Here is a 19,377-nt window from a genome sequence, read left to right as displayed (position 1 = left end):
GAGGAACCGCCATGCGCCGATCGACCCCCGGATTGCTGCTCACGCTCGCCCTGGCCGGGCTGTCGATCGGGTCCGCGCCCGCCCGCGCCGCCGAGACCGATGCCAATCGGCGATTCCGCGCGATCTACACCAAGGAATGGGCCTGGCGGAAACGCCAGATGGCCGACAACGAGGATAGCGGCGACCATGTCGCGGCGCATCTGCCCGACGAAGGTCCCGCGGCGCAGGCCGAACGGCTGAAGACCTGGGCCGAGGTCGACGCCCAGCTCGCCCGGATCGCGCCCGCCGATCTGTCGCCGGCCGCACGCGACGATCTGGTCGTCTATCGCAACCAGATCGCCACGCTGCTCGCCGCGCAGCGGTTCCGCGATTACGAAAAGCCGCTGAACGCCGACAGCAGCTTCTGGAGCGACGTGGCGGAAAGCGCGCGCGGGCGGCTGCGCACCGAGCAGGATTATCGCAGCTATCTGTCGATGCTGCACGACATGCCGCGCTATTTCGCGCAGCAGATCGCCAATATGCGCGCCGGGCTCGCACGCGGTTTCACCCCGCCGCGCGTGACGCTCACGGGCCGCGACGCGGGCGTGGCGGCGATGGTCGATGCGCCCACGATCGAGGCGAACCCCTATTATGCGCCGTTCGTGACCATGCCCGCCGCGATCCCCGCCGCCACACAGGCCGAGTTGCGCGCCGCAGGCAAGGCCGCGATCGCGAACGACGTGATCCCGGCGCACCGGCCGCTGCTCGCCTTCCTGCGCACCGAGTATATCCCGCACGCGACCGTGGCGCTGGGCGCCGACGCGCTGCCCGACGGCCGCGCCTATTACCAGTCCAAGATCGCCGAATTCGCCACGGTGGATCTCACCCCGGCGCAGATCCACGCGATCGGCCTCAGCGAAGTCGCGCATCTCCACGACGAGATGCTCGCGGTGATGCGCGCGGTGCGGTTCGAAGGCGACCTGCCCGCGTTCCTTACCTATCTGCGCACCGACCCGCGCTTCTATGCCACCAGCCCGCAGGATCTGCTCAACCGCGCCGCCTGGATCGCCAAGACGTTCGACGGCAAGGCCAAGGACTGGTTCGGCCACCTGCCGCGCAGCCGCTTCGCGATCAAGCCGGTGCCCGCCGAGATCGCGCCTTTCTACACCAGCGGGCGCGGGGGGCCCGGCATCTATCTGGTCAACACCTATGATCTGAAATCGCGCGCGCTCTATGCGCTGCCCGCGCTGACGCTGCACGAAAGCGCGCCCGGTCACGCCTTCCAGATGCCGCTGGCCGCCGAGAACAAGGATCTGCCCGCGTTCCGGCAGGACAGCTATATCTCGGCCTATGGCGAAGGTTGGGCGCTCTATTGCGAACGGCTGGGCGACCAGATGGGCATGTACGAGACGCCCTATGACCGGTTCGGCATGCTGAGCTATCAGGCGTGGCGCGCGGCGCGGCTGGTGGTCGATACCGGCATCCACACCATGGGCTGGACGCGCGCCCAGGCGCAGGCCTATCTCCACGACAACACCGCGCTCGCCGATCACGAGATCGAGACCGAGGTGGATCGCTACATCGCGTGGCCGGGTCAGGCGCTCAGCTATTATCTGGGCGAGATGGCGATCGTGCAGGCGCGCGCGAAGGCGGAAAAGGCGCTGGGCGCGAAGTTCAACATCCGGGCCTTTCACGATACCGTGCTGCAACTCGGCTCGGTGCCGCTGCCGCTCGTCACTGCGCGGATCGACCGCTTCATCGCCGAGGGCGGCAAGGGCCCCTATCCCGACGAGGAGTGACGAGCCCCAGGGTTTGATGACGTTACCCCGATCCGGTCAAGCTAACGTCATCAGGCCCTAGCCGAACGGCCGGTCCATCGCGGGCTGCGGCTCGGTGAACCAGACGGGGCCGTCCGCGGTCATGTGGAAATGATCCTCCAGCCGCACGCCGAACCGATCGGGCACGACGATCATCGGCTCGTTCGAAAAGCACATGCCAGTCTCGAGAGGCGTAGTATCGCCGCGCACCAGATAGGCGGGTTCGTGGATCGATAGCCCGATCCCGTGGCCGGTCCGGTGCGGCAGCCCGGGCAGGCGGTAATCCGGGCCGAGGCCCGCCTCCACCAGCACCGCACGCGCCGCGGCATCCACCGCCTCGCACGGCACGCCCGGCCGTGCGGCCGCGAACGCGGCGGCTTGCGCAGCCTTTTCCCGCGCCCAGATCGCGTGCACCTCGGGTTCGACCGTGCCGAACGCATAGGTGCGCGTGATGTCCGAATGATAGCCTTCGACCAGGCAGCCGGTATCGACGAGCACCAGCTCGCCCTCCGCCAGATATTGTTCGCCGGGCAGGCCGTGCGGAAACGCCGTCGCGCGGCCGAACTGGACGATGCAGAAGCTCGAGCCCGCCGCGCCCAGCGCTCGGTGCGCGGCATCGATGAAGCGCACCACGTCGCTCGCGGCGATGCCCGGCGCCATGATCCGCGCGGCGCGGCGCTGCACCTCCAGCGTCATCGCCTTGGCCTGCGCGAGCAGCGCGATCTCGGCGGGCGACTTGCGCATCCGGCAGCCGTCGATCACCCGCGCGCCGTCGCGCAGTTCGACGCCCGAGGCCGCCGCGCGCAGCCGCTCGCCGGCCTGGAACGACAGCGCGGGATCGACCGCGAGCCGGCGCACACCCCATCTCGCCAGCGCATCGGCCACCAGGGCATGGGGATCCGCGTCCTCCTGCCACAGCCGCAGGTCCGCCGCGATCGCCAGATCCGCCTCCAGCGTGCCGCGTTCGAACGCGGGGCAGACCAGCACGGGATCGCCGGTGGGCGGCAACAGCATCGCGACCAGCCGCTCGCTCGCCCCCCATGGCACGCCGGTGAAATAGCGCAGGCTGGCCCCTGCCCCGACGATCAGCGCCTCCACCCCGGCGTCCGCCATCAGGGCACGCGCGCGCGCGATACGGGCGTCATATTCCGCGCGCGCGATCGGCGGCGCCCGGTGGGTCCAGGGCGACAGCGCCGCCAGTTCCGCCTCTGCGGTCGATCCCCCGATGGTCATGCGCGATCTCCTCTGGCAAAACGCTCCACGTCGAACGCGGCGAGCGGGATGGTCGGCCGGCCGGCCATGAGCGCCGCGACGATCTGCGCGGTGGTGGGGGCGAGCGTCAGTCCCAGATGCTGATGGCCGAAAGCATAAGCGAGGTTGCCCGCGCGGCGGCTGAGGCCGATCGCGGGGCGGTAATCGGGCAAGGTCGGCCGCGCGCCCATCCAGCGCGTGAACGGCGCGCGGATCGGCAGGCCGAGTTCGGCGATCCGCGCTTCGAGTCGTGCCCATTTCGCCGGATCGGGCGGCGCATCGGGATCGCCCGGCTCGACAAAACTCGCGACCTGCACGCAATCGTCGTAGCGTGTCACGATCAGCGACCGATCCTCGAACGCCACCGGCGGCAGCCCCGCGGGCCAATCGTGATCGGCGCTGCGCAGATGATAGCCGCGCTCCCCCACGATCGGCACGCGGTGGCCGATCGGCGCGAGCAGCCCGCCCGACCGGGCACCGCCCGCGACCAGCACGCGCTCGCTCTCGACCCGCTCGCCATCGACCGTCACGATCGCGCGTCCGTCCTCCAGCGCGAGCGAGGCCCGGCCGCCGGTGATCGTGCCCCCCGCCGCCACGATGCCAGCGCGCAACGCCGCGCGCAGGCGGCGGAGATCCGTGACCTGGGCGCTGTTCTCGAAGCGAATCGCACCCGCGGCACCCCCGATCCGGCGGAGCAGCGCGCGTTCGTCGACATCGGCATCGCGGAACCGCGCGGTGCCCGTATCCGCCGCCGCCCAGCCCGCCCGGCCGTGCGCGGCGGTGGCCGGATCGCCCCAGGCGACGAAATGCCCGTCCTCGCGCAGCAGGTCGGTCGCGCCCAGCCCGGCCACCAGGGCACGCCATGCGGGTACCGCCTCCGCCATCAGCGTCTTCAGCGCATCGCGCCCCCCGGCGAAACGCGCCGGCGCGGCTGCGTGCGCCATGCGCAGCGCGAAGGGCAGCCACCACCCGATCTGCCGCGGCGGCAGCGCGAGCGCCCCGCCGCGCACGAACAGCCGGCCGGGCGCGGAGCGGATCATCGGCCAGGAGGCGAGCGGCGCGACCTGCTCGATCGCGATATGGCCCGCATTGCCCCAGGATGCCGCCGCGTCGTCGTCATGGCCCGCATCGACGATCCGGACGTTCCAGCGGTCGCGTGCCAGCGCCAGGCCGCTGCACAGCCCGACGACGCCCCCGCCGATGATGGTCACCCGTCCGGTCATGCACGATCCTCGATCGCGGCGGCTATCGTATACGATATGGACACGCAACCCTATGCGACTATTATGCTGCCAGGGAGTGTCGCGGCGCGGCGCGATACGCTAAACTGACGGGTCTACTCGGAGTATCGCCTGCCCATGAGCATCGTCGTTCGGACGCTTTCCGACCAGATCTTTACCATCGTTCGCGAGCGGATCGTATCGGGCAAATTGTTGACCGACCAGCCGATCCGACAGGATGCGCTGGCCAACGAACTGGGCGTCAGCAAGATTCCGCTGCGCGAGGCGCTGGGCCGGCTGGAGCATGAAGGGCTGCTCTTCAACCACGCCAATCGCGGCTATTTCGTCCGGCCGATGTCCGCGGAGGAAGCCGAGGAGATCTTCGCACTGCGGCTGTCGATCGAGCCCGAGGCGGTGGCGATGGCGGCGGTCGCGGCCACCGACGAGGAACGCCAGGCGGCGCGCGACGCGCTGACCGCGCTCGACATCGCCGCAGCCGACCATCTCGACCATGTCGCCGCGCGCAACCGCGATTTCCACATGGCGCTCGTCCGCCCCGGCCATCGTCTGCTCACCACGCAACTGATCGAGCGGCTGCAGGTGCTGTCCGAACGCTATGTCCAGAAGCATCTCGAGCCCGCCGGGCGCGAGCACCGCGCGCATGCGGAACATCAGGTGCTGCTCGATGCCTGGATCGCGGCGGACGGCGCGCGTGCCAAGCAGTTGGCCAGCGCACATATCCAGGCGACGCTGGAGGATCTGCGCCGCCAGCTCCGGGGCTAGCGCCCCGGAGCGAGCAGGCTGTGCCGGCGGCCATAGGCCAGATAGGCCACCAGCCCGATCGCGTTCCACAGCACGAAGCGCACCAAAGTCTTCTCGGGCAGGCTGACCAGCAGATAGAGGCAGCCGAGGATTGCGAGCGTGCCGACGACGAACGGCGCCGGGCAGCGGAACACGCGCTTCAGGTCCGGCGCTCGGCGGCGCAGGATCATCATGCAGGCGGCCACCGCGATGAACGCGATCAGCGTGCCGGCATTGGCGAGCTCGGCGATCTCGTCGAGGCGGAAGAACCCCGCGACCGCGGCGACGAACAGGCCGGTGATGCCGGTGATGAGCACCGGCGCGCCGGTCCGCGGCGACACTTTGGACAGCACGCGCGGCAGCAGCCCGTCGCGCGCCATCACGAAGAACACGCGGCTCTGCCCGTACATCATCACCAGGATGACCGAGGGCAGCGCCACCAGTGCGGCGCCCGCCACCAGATAGGAGGCGCCGGGATGACCGAGCGTGCGCAGCACCAGCGCCAGCGGCTCGGGCGATCCGCCGAGCGTGGTGTACGACATCGCGCCGATCGCGGCGACCGCGACGAGGATGTAGATGGTGGTGCAGAGCGCCATCGACCCGACGATGCCGATCGTCAGGTCGCGCCCCGGATTGCGCGCCTCCTCGGCCGAAGTCGCCACCGCATCGAAGCCGTAAAAGGCGAAGAACACGATCGCCGCCGCCGCCATCACGCCGCGCGTCTCGCCGCCGATCACATGGCTTCCGAAGCCGTAGGGCATGAACGGGTGGAGGTTGGCCGCGTGGAAGCCCGGCAGCGCGATGGCGACGAACGCGGCGAGCGCGACCAGCTTGATGACGACGAGCACGATGTTGAGCGTCGCGCTTTCGCGCGTGCCGAGCATCAGCATCCCCGCGATCGCGAGCGACACCAGCACGGCCGGCAGGTTGACGATGCCGCCGGCATGCGGGCCCGCAAGCAGCGCATGCGGCAGATCGAGCCCGGCCGATTGCAGCCAGCCGACCAGATAGCCCGACCAGCCGACCGCCACCGTCGAACAGGCGAGCGAATATTCGAGGATCAGGCTCCACCCGACCACCCAGGCGAGCGTCTCGCCGATCACGCTATAGGTATAGGTATAGGCGCTGCCCGCCGCTGGAATCGCGGTCGCGAGTTCGGCATAGGCGAGCGCCGCGCAGGCGCACACCGCGCCGGCGATGGCGAAGGCCAGGATCACCGCGGGCCCCGCGCGCTCGGCGCCTACCCCGGTCAGCGTGTAGATGCCGGTGCCGACGATCGCGCCGACGCCCAGCGCGATGAGGTGCGGCCAGCTCAGCGTCTGGCGCAACCGGTGCGCCGCATCGGGCGCCGCCGCCCCGCCGATCGGCTTGATCGGTCCCCACATCGCCATGGTCGTTCCCCCTGCAATCAGACGACGGTGAATCCCGCCCAGAAGGGATCCGCGCGATCGATCCAGATGGTGTTGAACCCCGTCGCGATCGCCGATCCCTCGATCGAGGGCACGATACCGGGAATGCCGCCCACGTCCACCGCCGCTTCGACGCGCCCGACGAAACGGCTGCCGATATAGCTTTCGTGCACGAAGGCGTCGCCCACCGCGAGCCGCCCTTGCGCCACGAGATGCGCGAGCCGCGCCGAAGTGCCCGTGCCGCACGGGCTGCGATCGATCGCGCGTTCGCCATAGAAGACCGCGTTGCGCCCGTCCGCCCCCTCGCCGCGCGGCACATCGGCCCACAGCACATGCGTAACGCCGCGGATCCGGTCGTCCAGCGGGTGGGCGGGTTCGTACGCCGCCTGCACCAGCGCGCGCACCGTGCGGCTCAACTCGACGATCCGCGAGGCGCCAAGCGTATCGAGCCCGGCATAGGCGCCCTGCGGCTCGACGATCGCGTAATAATTGCCGCCATAGGACACGTCGATCGTCAGCGGCCCGAAGCCCGGCACGTCGATCGCGATGCCGGTGGCCGCGACATAGGCGGGCACGTTGCGGATGCGCACCGCGCGCACGCGGTCGCCTTCGGTCTGGTAGGTGACGTCGATCACGCCCGCTGGCACCTCGATCCGCAGCCGGCCGGGTTCGCGCGGGGTGACGAGGCCGTTCTCCAGCGCGAAGGTCACCATGCCGATCGTGCCGTGTCCGCACATCGGCAGGCAACCGCTCGTCTCGATGAACAGGATGCCGCAATCGGCATCGTCGCGCGTCGGCGGATAGAGGAACCCGCCCGACATCATGTCATGCCCGCGCGGCTCGAAGCACAGGCCGGTGCGGATCCAGTCGAAGCGTTCGAGGAAATCCGCGCGGCGCTCGCCCATGTTCGCGCCGCGCAGCAGCGGCGCCCCGCCCGCGACGAGCCGCACCGGGTTTCCCGCGGTGTGGCCGTCGATGCAGAAGAAGCTGTGCCGCATCAGGCGTCGGCGAGCGCGCGCTTGCTGGGCTGCGTTTCGGCGCAACGCTCGACCCAGGCGATCACCTCGGCGCGGCGCGCCCCCGTCAGCGGCATGCGCGGCATGCGCACGCGCTCGGTGCCGCGGCCCATGATCGTCTCGGCCAGCTTGATCGACTGCACCAGATCATGTTCGGCATCGAGGTGGAGCAGCGGCATGAACCAGCGATAGATCGCGCGCGCCTCCTCCCATTTGCCCTCGGCCACCGCCGCCACCAGCCGCACCGACTCGACCGGAAAGGCGCTCGTCAGCCCCGAGACCCAGCCGCTGGCGCCCAGCAACAGGCCCTCGAGCGCGATATCGTCCAGCCCGGCCATCACGCTGAACCGGTCGCCATAGCGGTTTATCATGTCGGTGAAGCGGCGCGGATCGGGCGCGCTTTCCTTTACCGCGACGATGTTCGGCAGGTCGGCCAGCGCATCGAGCGTCGCATAGTCGATGTTGACGCGGTAGGCCGGCGGATTGTTGTAGAGCATGATCGGCAGCCCGGTGGCGCTGGCAATCGCGCGGAAATGCGCGGTCAGCTCCTCGGGCCGCGGCACATAGACCATCGCGGGCAGCACCATCAGCGCATCCACGCCGATCGCCTCGGCATCGCGGGCATAGGCGATCGCGCGCTCCGTCGTCATCTCGGAGACGCCCGCGACCAGCGGCACGCGGCCACCGACCGCCTCGACCGCGCCCTTCAGCACCGCGCGCTTCTCGTCGGGCTCCAGCGAGTTGTTCTCGCCGCAGGTGCCGAGCAGGATCAGCCCGGTGACACCGTCGTCGACCAAAGCGGTCTGCACGCGCTGCGTCGCGTCATGGTCGATCGCGCCGCTTTCCGCGAACTGCGTCGTCGCCGCAGGATAGACCCCGGTCCACAGCGCCGTCGTTGCCGTCATCATATCACCCCGTTATCGTTCGATTGGTATACGGTATTATACGGCGGCGAGGGATGCAAGCGCGCGGGCATCAATCGTCGGCGAGCATCGCGGCCAGCGCAGGGCTGAGATACTCGCGCGCCTCGCCGTCGTACATGGCCACGATCCGGCCCGCGATTTCGGCATTCCGCGCCAGCGCCAGCCCCGCCGCCGGACCCGCCACGCAGAGCGCGGTCGCCCAGGCGTCCGCCACCAGCGCGGAGGCGTGGACGACGCTGGCGGCGACCACGCCGTTCGCGATCGGACGCCCCGTGCGCGGATCGAGCGTGTGGGCGCCACGGACATAATCGCCCGAAGTCGCCACCGCGAGACCATGGAGCGCAATGCGCAAGGGCGCGATGTCGGTGCCCGGCGGCACCTCCAGATCGACCCACCAGGGCTGGCCGTCCGGGCGAACGCCGCGCCCCACCAGCTCGCCGCCGATCTCGACCAGCGCATCCGTCACGCCCATCGTCGCCAGCAGATCGGCCACCGCATCCACCGCATGGCCCTTGGCGATCCCCGACAGATCGAGCCCCAGCCCGCCGGGCTGGCGCAGCCATCCGTCCGCCAGCGTCAGCCGCCGCCAGCCCGACGAAGCGCGCGCCGCCGCGATCCTGTCACCGGCCGGCGGCCCAGCCACCGGCACCGGCCCGAAGCCCCAGAGATCGACCAGCTGCCCGATCGCCGGATCGAACGCGCCGTGCGTCGCCGCGGCGATCGCCAGCCCCTGCGTCATCACCCGCAGAAAGTCGGGCGGCAGCCGCGTCCAGCCGCCCGCCGCCTGCCGGTTGAACCGGCTCAGCAGCGAGCCCGGCTCCCAATGGCTCATCGCCGCGACGATCGCGTCCAGCCGTGCGACGATCGCCGCGCGTACCGCCGCCGGATCGCACCCGGCGGGCGCCACCAGCCGCACGTTCCACCGGGTGCCCATCGTCTCGCCGCCCAGCGCGGTCACCGCGGCGTCCGGATCGCACCCGACGAGCGCCGTGGGCGCGATCGTCGCGGGCAACGCGATCCTCACACGCGGCGGATCACGGCGTCATCACCTCCAGCGTCGTGGCATAGCTCATCCGCCGTTCGGTCGCGCGCGGGGCGCTGGTCTTCGCGTCATTCGCGGCGGCGTTCAGCCAGTACATGCCGGCGCCCGGCCAAATGACGCTCACCACGCCGTCGGCGCCCGTCGTCAGGTCCATCCCCCCCTCGGCATCGCGGTAGCGTTTGCCGCCGGGGATCACCGTCACCTTCAGCCCCGGCGCCGGCTTGCCGTCGATCAGGAAGCGGAACCGGGCCGGCTGACCCGCGACGAGTTCGTCGGGGTGTGTGACCGGCACGAATTCCAGCCCCTTGCCCGTCGGCGCGAACACGGTGGTGGTCGGCGCCCCAGCGGTGAGGAACACCTCGTTGCGCGCCGCCATCTCGAACAGCTTCACGTTCGTGGCGTTCGCCGGGATGTCGGCGACGGTCAGCGGCGCGGGCTGGCCCGGCCGCAGCGGACCGCCCCGGCTGCCGACGCGCTTTTCCACGCCGTCGACGGTGAAGCTGCCCATCACGCCCGTCATCTGCGTGCCGACCTTCCACGTGCCGGGCTTGTCGAGCTCCACGTCGAACACCGATCGGTAATGGCCGGTCATGGCGTTCTGCAACCTGCCCTCGGTGCCGTCGGGCTGCCACACCTTCATGGCGTCGAGGCGGAGCGGCTGGTGGTCGGCGAAGAACAGGTCGTTCGACACCGCGGCATCGATCGTCACCCAGCTATCCGTCCCCGAGAAGACGGTGGCCGATGGCAGCAGCCACATCCGGTGTGCCGACAGCATGGCGGGAACCGAGGCGAGCAGCGCGCCCAGCATCAGGCGTTTGGCGAAGGGCTTCATGGCGACGATCCTCAGCGCGCAGAGACGGTGACGGCGCCCAGCTCGGTCTTGCCCGCGCCATGCGCGGTGCCGGCGGGGACGGTGATCGGCAGCGTGACGAGCTCGCGCCCGCCCGTCTCGCGCGCGGCCTCGACGTTCAGCACATAGGCGCCGGGCTTCACATTGTCGGGCAGCTTCACGCTATATTGCCCGGGCGGGCGGGTGGCGCCGCTGATGCCGTCGGCGGGCACCGTCATCGAGCGGCCGCCCTGCCGCCACCAGGCGCGCAGCTCGGCCAGATATTTGGTGCCGGCGTCCTTGCCCGTCTTGTGAGTCTCGTACCACAAGGCGATCGTCCGCGCGGGCCCGCCGCCGGCGGGCGTCAGCCAGATCGCGACATAGGGCTTATGATATTCGGCGACGTCCAGCCGGGGCACGGTGACGGTAACGGTGCCGGCCGCGGCGGGCGCGGCGATCGCCCCGCCGATCAGCGCGAAGATGGGGGTTCGCATGGTTGGGCTCCTCAATGCATGAACAGGACGATGACGACGATCGGGATCACGAAGCCGGCCGCGACGATCGGCCAGGTCGCGCGGCGATTGCGGGCGTGGAGCTGCAGCAGCAACAGCCCAGTAAGCGTGAACAGGATGCACGCCACCGCGAAGATGTCGATGAACCAGCCCCAGCCGGGCCCGGCGTTGCGGCCCTTGTGCAGGTCGTTGAGATAGGCGATCCACCCACGCTGCGTGACTTCGGAGGTGATCCGGCCGCTCGCGCGATCGATGCTCACCCAGGCATCGCCGCCCGGCCGGGGCATCGCGACGGAGACGTCGGTGTCGGACCATTCGCCCGGCCGCCCCGCCGGATCGAGGCCCACCGCGCGTGCCACCGCCGCCGCGACGGACGCGGGCAGCGGCGCGTCCGACGCGGGTGGCTTTCCAAGCTGGCGGCGCAACGCAGGCGGCAGCGTCGCCGCGCGATCGGTGACGACCGGCGTCGCGCCGATCGTCGCGGCATGGTTGAGCGTGATCCCGGTGATCGCAAAGGCCAGCATGCCGATGAGCGAAACGCCCGCGCTCATCCAGTGCCAGGTGTGAAGCTGCTTCATCCACCAGCTCCGCCATTTGCGCCGGGCCTGGCGCGGCGGGGAGGCTGAGGGGGATCGGGCGTTCGTCACGAGTCGCCGCCTAGCCCGGCCCGCGGCGAAATTCAACATATTGCGAATGCCTCGCATAAGCGGTTGAACTCAGGGCATCGGCCCTGCCACCAGCAGCGGATCGAGCTTCGCCGCCTGCCAGCGCAGGCTCCAATGGAGATGCGGCCCCGTCACCCGGCCGGACCGGCCGACCAGCCCGACCGGCTGGCCCTGTCGGACATGGTCGCCCACCGCCACGTCGATGCGCGACAGATGGAGAAACGCGCTGTTCAGCCCCATGCCGTGATCGATCATCAACAGGTTGCCCTCCAGCGTGAAGGGATGATCCGCCGCCAGTATGACCACGCCATCGGCGGGCGCGACAACGACGGTGCCGATCTCGCGCGCGATGTCGATCCCGGAATGATAGCTGCCTGCCTCGCCATTCTGGTAGATGCGTTGCGATCCAAAGAGCGTCGAGATCCGCCCGGTCGTCGGCCAGCGTAGCGGCTGCCGCCAGCCCGCGGCATCGGTGGGGGTCGCCCGCGCCGCGGCGATCTGCGCGAGTTCGGCGGGGCGGAGCCGGTCGAACTCGGGCTCGGGCAGCGGGATCTTGGGCAAGCTGTCGAGCCGCGACACGTTCCAGGCGCGCGGGGCGATCGCGAGCGGCTGCGCCACGGTGCGGCCGTCCGCCATCGTCGCCACCAGCGTCGCGCTCGGCGGCGCGTCGCGGTCGAACCCGGCGATGAAACTTCCGTCCGACGCCAGCGGCACGGGCGTGCCGTCGAGCGCGAGCGACCGCGTTCCCACGGGCACCGTGCCGCGGATCAGCCCGCCCTGTTCGAGCGCGCCCGTCCAGCGGATCGCCTGCGCCTGCGCGACCGCGACGATCGGCCACGGCGCCGCGACCGCCACAGCGCCGAGCGCCAGCAGCCATGCCGCGCGCACGCTCACCGCGGCGGCGCCATCGCCTCGCTCGCGATCGCGGCGGTGGCATAGGGCTGCTGCCGCGCGACGCTCCAATAGCGCAGATCCTCTAGCACGATCCGCGCGCCCGACACGGCGCACACCACATGATCGCCGGTGGCCAGCACGCGGAAGCCATTGGCCATATAATGGAGGCGCGCGGGCCGATCGGTGTTCGACATCAACATGGGGTTCGCGTCCTGGCGGGGTTACAGCAGCGAGGGCTGTTCGGGCTTGGCACGACTATAGCCCTTGGCGGCCGGCTTCTCAACGCGCGCGTCGATGGCACCGTCGCGGAAGTGGAGCGTCACCGCGCCCGCCTCGCGCGTGGCTGCGGCGGTGGCGAGCGTGGCGCCGTCGCCGCGGACCGTCACCCGGGCATAGCCGCGCTCGAGCACGCGATCGGGATTGAGCGACACCGCGAGCCGCCACGCGCCGTCCAGCCGCGCGCGCGCCGCCTCCCACTGGCGGACGAGCACCGCGGGGCGCAGCGCCCCCGCCGAGCGATCGAGCCCGCCGCGCGCCGCCGCGATCCGCCGCTCCAGCGCGCGATCGAGCCGCGCCGCCGCATCGTCCGCGCGCTGCCGCTGGGGGCCGAGCAACTGGTCGCGCCGGGGCAGCAGCCGCGCGAGCGCCTCGGCCCGCTCGCGTCCGCGCGAAACGTACCGGCGCGCGCATCGCTCGGTGCGCTGCACCTGCGCCTCCAGCATCAGACGAAGGTCGGCGAGCACCGGCACCGCCATCTCGGCCGCCGCCGTGGGCGTCGGCGCGCGCAGATCGGCGGCATGGTCGCACAGTGTCGTATCCGTCTCATGGCCCACTGCCGAGATGATCGGGATCGAACAGGCCGCCACCGCGCGCACCACCTGCTCGTCGTTGAACGACCAGAGATCCTCGATCGAACCGCCGCCGCGCGCGACGATCACCAGATCGGGCCGCGGCACCGCGCCGTCCGCAGGCAGCGCGTCGAACCCGCGGATCGCGCCCGCGATCTCGGCCGCCGAGCCCTCTCCCTGCACCTTGACCGGCCAGACGAGCACATGGCTGGGGCAGCGATCCTCCAGCCGGTGGAGGATGTCGCGGATCACCGCGCCGGTCGGCGAGGTGACGACGCCGATCGTGCGCGGCAGGAACGGCAGCGGCTTCTTGCGCGCGCCGTCGAACAGCCCCTCGCCCGCCAGCGCCGCGCGCAGCTTCTCGAATAGCGCCATCAGCGCGCCCGCCCCCGCCAGCTCCATCCGCTCGATCACGATCTGGTATTTGGAACGGCCGGGATAGGTGGTTAGCCGCCCCGTCGCGATCACCTCGATCCCGTCCTGCGGCACGAAGGCGAGGCCGCTCGCCTGCCCCTTCCAGATCACGCCGTCGATCACGGCCTTGTCGTCCTTCAGCGCAAGATAGGCATGGCCCGACGCGACGCGCTTATAGCCCGATATCTCGCCACGCAGGCGGACGTGGCCGAACTCGCCCTCCACCATCCGCTTCAGCCGCCCAGCCAGATCGCTGACGGACACGGCGGCTGCGTTGTCGCCGGGCATGTCCTCGGCGATCAGGCGCGCGGGTTCGGGAAGAAGATCAGGCATATCCGTGCGATACGCGCTGCACCGGGCGGGACAAGCCCCCAGCGCCGCGCGCATGAAAAAGGGGCGAGCCTGACGGCCCACCCCTTATCGGTTGCGTCGAGACGAACGCGACTAGAACTTGAAGTTCGCACCGGCGCGGAAATAGCGACCGACGATCCCCCCCTGCGACCAGGTGGGATTGTAGTTGACCGCGGCATAATTGGCCGGATTCAGCGGCGGATGCGCGTCCAGGATGTTGAGCGCGTTGATGTAGAAGGTGAACTTCGCGTTCACCTTCACCTGTCCGACGAGATCAAGCTGGAAATAGCCCTTGGTGTGGCAGAAGCTGTTGCCGAGGCTCGGATCGTACAACTGATCGCTGCACGTCGTCGCGCCCGATCCGTTGTAATCCACCGCCACCGACTTGTAGCCGCTGGTGTAATAGCCCGTCGCGCTCAGCGAGTAAGGGCCGTATTCCGCCGTATTCTGCCAATTGGCGCGCCAACGCGGCGTGCCGGCGCCCGACGACGTCTGATACGGTGCCTGCGTTCCCACATAATTGTCGGTGGGCGAGTCATCCGAAGCCTGGAACTTATAGTCCAGGATTTCCGTGCCCTCGAAGCGGCTGGTGAAACGGAACCCGTTGTCCATGCGGAAATTGGCCTGGATCGAGGCGTCGATGCCCGACGTCTTCAGCGACGCCGCATTCTGGTAGAGCGAATTGACGATCAGCACCTTGCGGATGGCGTTGGGCGCCAGCGGATCGGCATCGTCGAGCGTCACCGTGTAACCGGCCGGCAGCGCCGTACCGGCATAATAGTTGGCGACGGCGGTCGCGGCGAGCGGACCGCCGGTAATGACCTGGGTCTTTTTGATGTTGTAGTAATCGGCCGTCATGCTGAGCCAGCTCAGCGGCTGGAGGATCACACCGCCCGTGAAGCTGCGCGACAGTTCGGGCTTCAGATTGGGATTGGATGCGGTGTTGTAGCCGAACGAATACTGGCTGACGTACGGATCGCCATTGTGTGCGGCGATGACCGAGGCCGGCGGCGTCGCGTTGACGTAGCCGATGACCGAACCACTCTGCGATTCAGCGAAGCTCGGTGCGCGGAACCCTTGCGAATAGGTGCCGCGGATCGCCAATTGCTTGAACGGCTGGAACTTGGCGCCGACCTTGGGCGAAAAGCGGCCATAGCCCTCCGAATAATGGTCGTAGCGGCCCGACCCGGTAAGCTCCAGCTGCGTGAGCACCGGCGCGTCGATTTCGAAATAGCCCGCCGTCACCGTCTGCGAGCCTCGCGCGGTTACCGCGTTCAGCCCGAGATACGCCAGATTGGCGTTCGCATTGGGGTTGTTGAGGCTTTCGTGACGGACCGCCCCGCCGATGCCGACCTGCAACGGACCACCCGGCAGCTGGAACAGCTCCTTGGTGATGTTGCCCTGGAGCATGTACAGCTCGGACGACGCCTTCGTCACGACGGGCTGCGAGATCGAATCCCGCAAGGCCTGGCTGTTCTGCGACGGATCGATGAAGTTGTAGGTGCCGTTGTTGATCGCCGCGGTCAGCCCCGCGATGTTCAGATAGCCGCGGTTGGTGCCGGTCAGATCGCTCTTGGCGTAGCTCGCATCGGCGGAATAGGACCATCCAGTGCCGAACTTCCCGCTGATCCCAGCGGCCGCGCGGTAGAGATCGTTGTCGGTCGTCGAAGACACGGGAATGTCGCCGAACGCATAGGAAATCTGCGCGCCGAGCCCTTCTGCGGCATAGGGATTCTGCGGGTTGAGCCGGCCGTTGGCGAGCAGCGCGGGCAACAGGATGTTGCTCGTCGAGATCGGATTGGTCTGCCGGATCGAGAACGGCGCTGCGGTGGAGAAGACGCTGCTGTGATAATAGGTGCCGTTGAAATACGCCTCGGCATTGTCACCGATCTTCACGGTGCCGTGCGCGGTGAAGCCATAGCGGGTCTGCTGCGGCTGGATCGTACCATAAAGCGTGGCATTCTGCTCGCAGAACGCGCCGCTCGAATCGTTCCGCGCGATCGTGCCGACCGCGCAGCCGCCGGGCGCGAGCACCTGCGTGGGCACGCCGACCACGGGCTGGCCCGAGAAGATGTTGCCGGGCACCGTCTGGATCGCGGGCTGGACGACCGCGCTGATCGAAGCCGTCCGGTTGCCGAACGCACCCAGCGCCGCGCTGTTGTTGTTGTCGCCCCCGATCGAGGTCAGATCGTTCGTGTTGTAGGGAAAGCCGCGGTCGGACACCTGGATCAGATTGTCGCGCTCATATTCGCCGTTGATATAGACGTTGAACCGCTGCTCGGTCAGGTCGCCATAACCGGCGGTCAGCGTCGCGCGGCGCTCGCCGCCGTCGCCCCGCTCCGAGATACCGCCCTCGACCGTGCCCTCGATGCCCTTGATCTCCTTGCGCGTGATGATGTTCACCACGCCGCCGATCGCGTCGGCGCCATAGGTGGAGGACGCGCCGTCCTTCAGCACCTCGATGCGGTCGATCGTGCTCTTGGGGATCGAGTTCAGATCGACGAAGGCGCGCTGGCCGTCGTCGGAGAAGGGATAGTTCGTCGTGCGCACGCCGTCGATCAGCACGAGCGTCGAGTTGACCGAGAGGCCGCGCAGCGACACCGCCGCCGAACCCGAACCAAAGCCGGCCGAAAACGCCGTCGGGATCGAGCCGCTGTTGTCGGCCGAGATCGAGCGGATCGCATCGGCCACGTTGGTGATGCCGGCGCGCTGCAGATTCTCGGTGGTCAGCACGGTGACGGGCGACGCCGTCTCGGTATCGGCGCGGCGGAACAGCGAACCGGTGACCACGATGTCGGCCGGCGTGCTGGTGCCCTGGCTGGTCGCGGTATCGGGATTGGTCTGGCTGTTGTTCAGCGTGGCCGCGCCGGTGACGGTGGAGGCCGGCGGGTTCTGCGTCGTGGCGTCCTGCGCCAGCGCGGGTGTGGCGAGCATGGCGCCGGCGCCGAACAGCGCGAGCGCGGGAAGCGCCGATCCGCCCTGGAGGATCGTGCGTGCGATACGAAACGATGTCGTCATGATGGAGCCCTTTGAACAGACCGCATCGACCGTTGCCCCCAAGCGGGCGACGCGGTGTCGTTGATCCGATCGACCCTGAATCGACCGGAGACGGCGTCTGAATGGATCGTGGCCCATCGGCTGTAAAGCGACCGGGCAGCATCGATGTCGTAATCGTAACGCGCTGTAGCAACCATGTCACATTAGGACGCCATCGGACGCATTTCCGCGCGTTGCCGCCGGCGTAGCCTCTCGCTAGGGACAGGATATTCCATCACACGAGGGTTTGCGCATGAACGTCCTGCTGCTCGGTTCGGGAGGGCGCGAGCATGCGCTGGCGTGGCGGCTGAGCCGCGCGCACGGGCTAGGCACGCTCTATGCCGCGCCGGGCAATCCGGGGATCGCCGCGCATGCCACGCTGGTGGCGCTCGACGTGCGCGATCACGCCGCCATCGTCGCGTTCGCGCGCGACCGGGCGATCGGGCTCGTGGTGATCGGACCCGAGGCGCCGCTGGTCGACGGGCTGGCCGACAGCGTGCGTGCGGCGGGCATCGCGGTGTTCGGCCCCGGCAAGGCGGCGGCCCGGCTCGAAGGGTCCAAGGGCTTCACCAAGGATCTGTGCGCGCGCGCCGGTATCCCGACCGCCGGCTATGCGCGGGTCCGCTCGCTGGCCGAGGCGCAGGCCGCGCTCGACCGGTTCGGCGCGCCCGTGGTGGTGAAGGCGGACGGGCTCGCCGCGGGCAAGGGCGTCACCGTCGCGATGACGCGGGGCGAGGCCGAGGCGGCGATCGCCGACCTGTTCGACGGCACGGCCGGCGCCGAGGCGGTGATCGAGCAATTCCTGGAGGGCGAGGAGGTCAGCCTGTTCGTGCTGACCGACGGCACCGCGCTGATGCCATTCGGATCGGCGCAGGATCACAAGCGGATCGGCGACGGCGACACCGGCCCCAACACCGGCGGGATGGGCGCCTACAGCCCCGCGCGCGTGCTCACCCCCGAACTGGAGGCGCAGGCGATCGGCGAAATCGTGATGCCGACGATCGCCACGCTGGCGCAGGAGGGAACGCCGTTCAGCGGCGTGCTCTATGCCGGGCTGATGCTCACCGCGACCGGGCCGCAGCTGATCGAATATAATGCGCGGTTCGGCGATCCCGAATGCCAGGTGCTGATGGCGCGCTTCGAAGGCGATCTGCTCGAGACAATGCTGGCGGTGGCGCAGGGGCGGCTCGCCGACTGCCCGGCCGCTGCCTTCGCCCCCGACACCGCGCTGACGGTGGTGATCGCGGCGCGCGGCTATCCGGGCACGCCCGTCGCGGGCGGCGCCATCGGCGGGATCGACGCGGCGGAAGCGACCGGCGCCATGGTGTTCCAGGCGGGCACGCGCGACGCGGGCGAGGGCCTCGTCGCGGCGGGCGGTCGCGTGATCGCGGTCACCGCGCTCGGCGCGGACACGGCGGCGGCGCAGGCGGCGGCGTATCGCGGCGTGGCGGCGATCGATTACGCCGATGCGCTCTGTCGGCGCGACATCGGCTGGCGCGACGTGGCACGCGCCGCCGGACCCTCGACTTCGCCCGGAACGAACGCGTAGGACAGGCGCTGATGCGACCACCCGCCACGGCCGCCCGGGAGACGAGACGATGATGACCACGGGTGCACAGACGTTCACGGCGATCCATCTGGTCGTCATCGCGATCCTCGCGCTCATCGTGATCGCAGGGATCGTCTGGGGTGCGCGCCTGCGCCGCGAACGCCGCACCGCGATCGATTATGTCGAAGAGCACCGCGCCGAAGCAGAGGCCATGCCCGCCCCCGTATTGCGCGAGGCGGAGCGCCCGGTCGCCACCCAGGCCCAGTGGCAGGCACAGACGCAGCGCCCGCCCGAACCGCAGAACGATCCGCTGCCCGAGACCAACCGGCTGGCGGACGAACCGATCGCCGCTTCCGCCCCGATGGAAGCGAGCCCTGCCACCGAAGCGGTGACCGCCGCTGCCGACGGGGCGCCGGCCGCTGACGATCAGCCGGTAACGATGCTGAAGGGCCTGGGCCCGAAGCTCGCCACACGCCTGGGCGAACTGGGGATCGTCACCGTCGGCGATATCGCTGCGCTGTCGCCCGCCCAGGCCGAGGCGCTCGACGCACAGCTCGGCGCCTTCACCGGCCGCATGGCGCGCGATCGCTGGATCGAACAGGCGCGCCTGCTGGCCGCCGGCGATCGCGCCGGGTTCGAGGCGGCCTTCGGGAAGTTGTGATGCGGGGCCGCAAGGGCGGGTTCGCGCTAAGACGCTAAGAAGTGGCGGCATCTGGGCCGGGACGACCGAGGTGTGATAGAGGTTCCTGACATCACCCCTCTCCGTTCGCCCGGAGCTTGTCGAAGGGCCTGCGGCCGCATGAAAACGCGCGCGTGCGCAG

The 19,377-nt window shown here is 69.7% G+C and carries 17 protein-coding genes; 4 read left to right on the top strand and 13 right to left on the bottom strand.

Annotation, left to right across the window (positions count from 1 at the left end):
• Positions 1–11: 11 nt before the first annotated feature.
• Positions 12–1,778, top strand: a complete 1,767-nt coding sequence (locus L8H00_RS10010; RefSeq protein WP_242097162.1) for a DUF885 family protein — start codon at positions 12–14, stop codon at positions 1,776–1,778.
• Positions 1,779–1,835: 57 nt separating this feature from the next.
• Here L8H00_RS10010 and L8H00_RS10005 read toward each other — a convergent pair whose 3' ends face one another.
• On the bottom strand, positions 1,836–3,029 hold the full coding sequence (locus L8H00_RS10005; RefSeq protein WP_242097161.1) for a Xaa-Pro peptidase family protein: 1,194 nt from the start codon (positions 3,027–3,029) through the stop codon (positions 1,836–1,838).
• Complete coding sequence (locus L8H00_RS10000; protein WP_242097160.1) at positions 3,026–4,270, bottom strand: FAD-dependent oxidoreductase; 1,245 nt, start codon at positions 4,268–4,270, stop codon at positions 3,026–3,028. The genes L8H00_RS10005 and L8H00_RS10000 overlap by 4 nt, the downstream gene beginning before the upstream one ends.
• Positions 4,271–4,405: 135 nt before the next feature.
• On the opposite strand from L8H00_RS10000, the gene L8H00_RS09995 reads away from it, so the two are divergent.
• Positions 4,406–5,050: a GntR family transcriptional regulator gene (locus L8H00_RS09995; RefSeq protein WP_242097159.1), complete on the top strand. Its 645-nt coding sequence runs from the start codon at positions 4,406–4,408 to the stop codon at positions 5,048–5,050.
• Here the strand turns inward: L8H00_RS09995 and L8H00_RS09990 are convergent.
• From L8H00_RS09990 to L8H00_RS09940, 11 genes are all read right to left on the bottom strand, one after another.
• Entirely contained in the window at positions 5,047–6,459 is a 1,413-nt protein-coding gene (locus tag L8H00_RS09990) for an amino acid permease (protein WP_242097158.1), read from the bottom strand. The two genes, L8H00_RS09995 and L8H00_RS09990, sit on opposite strands and share 4 nt — an antisense overlap.
• 17 nt (positions 6,460–6,476) lie before the next feature.
• On the bottom strand, positions 6,477–7,475 hold the full coding sequence (locus L8H00_RS09985) for a 4-hydroxyproline epimerase (protein WP_242097157.1): 999 nt from the start codon (positions 7,473–7,475) through the stop codon (positions 6,477–6,479).
• A complete protein-coding gene (locus tag L8H00_RS09980) occupies positions 7,475–8,398 on the bottom strand; it encodes a dihydrodipicolinate synthase family protein (protein ID WP_242097156.1) in 924 nt (307 codons plus the stop codon). The genes L8H00_RS09985 and L8H00_RS09980 overlap by 1 nt, the downstream gene beginning before the upstream one ends.
• A gap of 70 nt (positions 8,399–8,468) precedes the next feature.
• Positions 8,469–9,428: an FAD:protein FMN transferase gene (locus L8H00_RS09975; protein ID WP_242097155.1), complete on the bottom strand. Its 960-nt coding sequence runs from the start codon at positions 9,426–9,428 to the stop codon at positions 8,469–8,471.
• A gap of 22 nt (positions 9,429–9,450) precedes the next feature.
• Positions 9,451–10,290, bottom strand: a complete 840-nt coding sequence (locus L8H00_RS09970; RefSeq protein ID WP_242097154.1) for a DUF4198 domain-containing protein — start codon at positions 10,288–10,290, stop codon at positions 9,451–9,453.
• Between the two features lie 11 nt (positions 10,291–10,301).
• Positions 10,302–10,781: a DUF2271 domain-containing protein gene (locus L8H00_RS09965; protein ID WP_242097153.1), complete on the bottom strand. Its 480-nt coding sequence runs from the start codon at positions 10,779–10,781 to the stop codon at positions 10,302–10,304.
• Positions 10,782–10,792: 11 nt separating this feature from the next.
• The gene (locus tag L8H00_RS09960; protein ID WP_242097152.1) at positions 10,793–11,377 is read right to left on the bottom strand and encodes a PepSY-associated TM helix domain-containing protein; all 585 of its coding nucleotides are present in this window, start codon (positions 11,375–11,377) and stop codon (positions 10,793–10,795) included.
• A 138-nt stretch (positions 11,378–11,515) separates the two neighbouring features.
• Positions 11,516–12,295, bottom strand: coding sequence for a M23 family metallopeptidase (locus L8H00_RS09955; RefSeq protein WP_242097268.1), 780 nt, complete (start codon positions 12,293–12,295; stop codon positions 11,516–11,518).
• Between the two features lie 59 nt (positions 12,296–12,354).
• Positions 12,355–12,558: a DUF2093 domain-containing protein gene (locus tag L8H00_RS09950; RefSeq protein ID WP_242097151.1), complete on the bottom strand. Its 204-nt coding sequence runs from the start codon at positions 12,556–12,558 to the stop codon at positions 12,355–12,357.
• A 21-nt stretch (positions 12,559–12,579) separates the two neighbouring features.
• Positions 12,580–13,953, bottom strand: a complete 1,374-nt coding sequence (gene xseA, locus L8H00_RS09945) for an exodeoxyribonuclease VII large subunit (RefSeq protein WP_242097150.1) — start codon at positions 13,951–13,953, stop codon at positions 12,580–12,582.
• A gap of 111 nt (positions 13,954–14,064) precedes the next feature.
• Positions 14,065–16,989: a TonB-dependent receptor gene (locus L8H00_RS09940; RefSeq protein WP_242097149.1), complete on the bottom strand. Its 2,925-nt coding sequence runs from the start codon at positions 16,987–16,989 to the stop codon at positions 14,065–14,067.
• Between the two features lie 271 nt (positions 16,990–17,260).
• Between L8H00_RS09940 and purD the strand changes: the two genes are divergently transcribed.
• Entirely contained in the window at positions 17,261–18,556 is a 1,296-nt protein-coding gene (purD, locus tag L8H00_RS09935) for a phosphoribosylamine--glycine ligase (protein WP_242097148.1), read from the top strand.
• Between the two features lie 52 nt (positions 18,557–18,608).
• Entirely contained in the window at positions 18,609–19,217 is a 609-nt protein-coding gene (locus L8H00_RS09930; RefSeq protein ID WP_242097147.1) for a hypothetical protein, read from the top strand.
• Positions 19,218–19,377: the final 160 nt, after the last annotated feature.

The sequence above is a fragment of the Sphingomonas sp. CROZ-RG-20F-R02-07 genome (genome assembly GCF_022662335.1).
Lineage (GTDB): Bacteria > Pseudomonadota > Alphaproteobacteria > Sphingomonadales > Sphingomonadaceae > Sphingomonas.
Note: the sequence above shows the minus strand (reverse complement) of the source record. Positions and strands in the feature narration are given on the sequence as shown.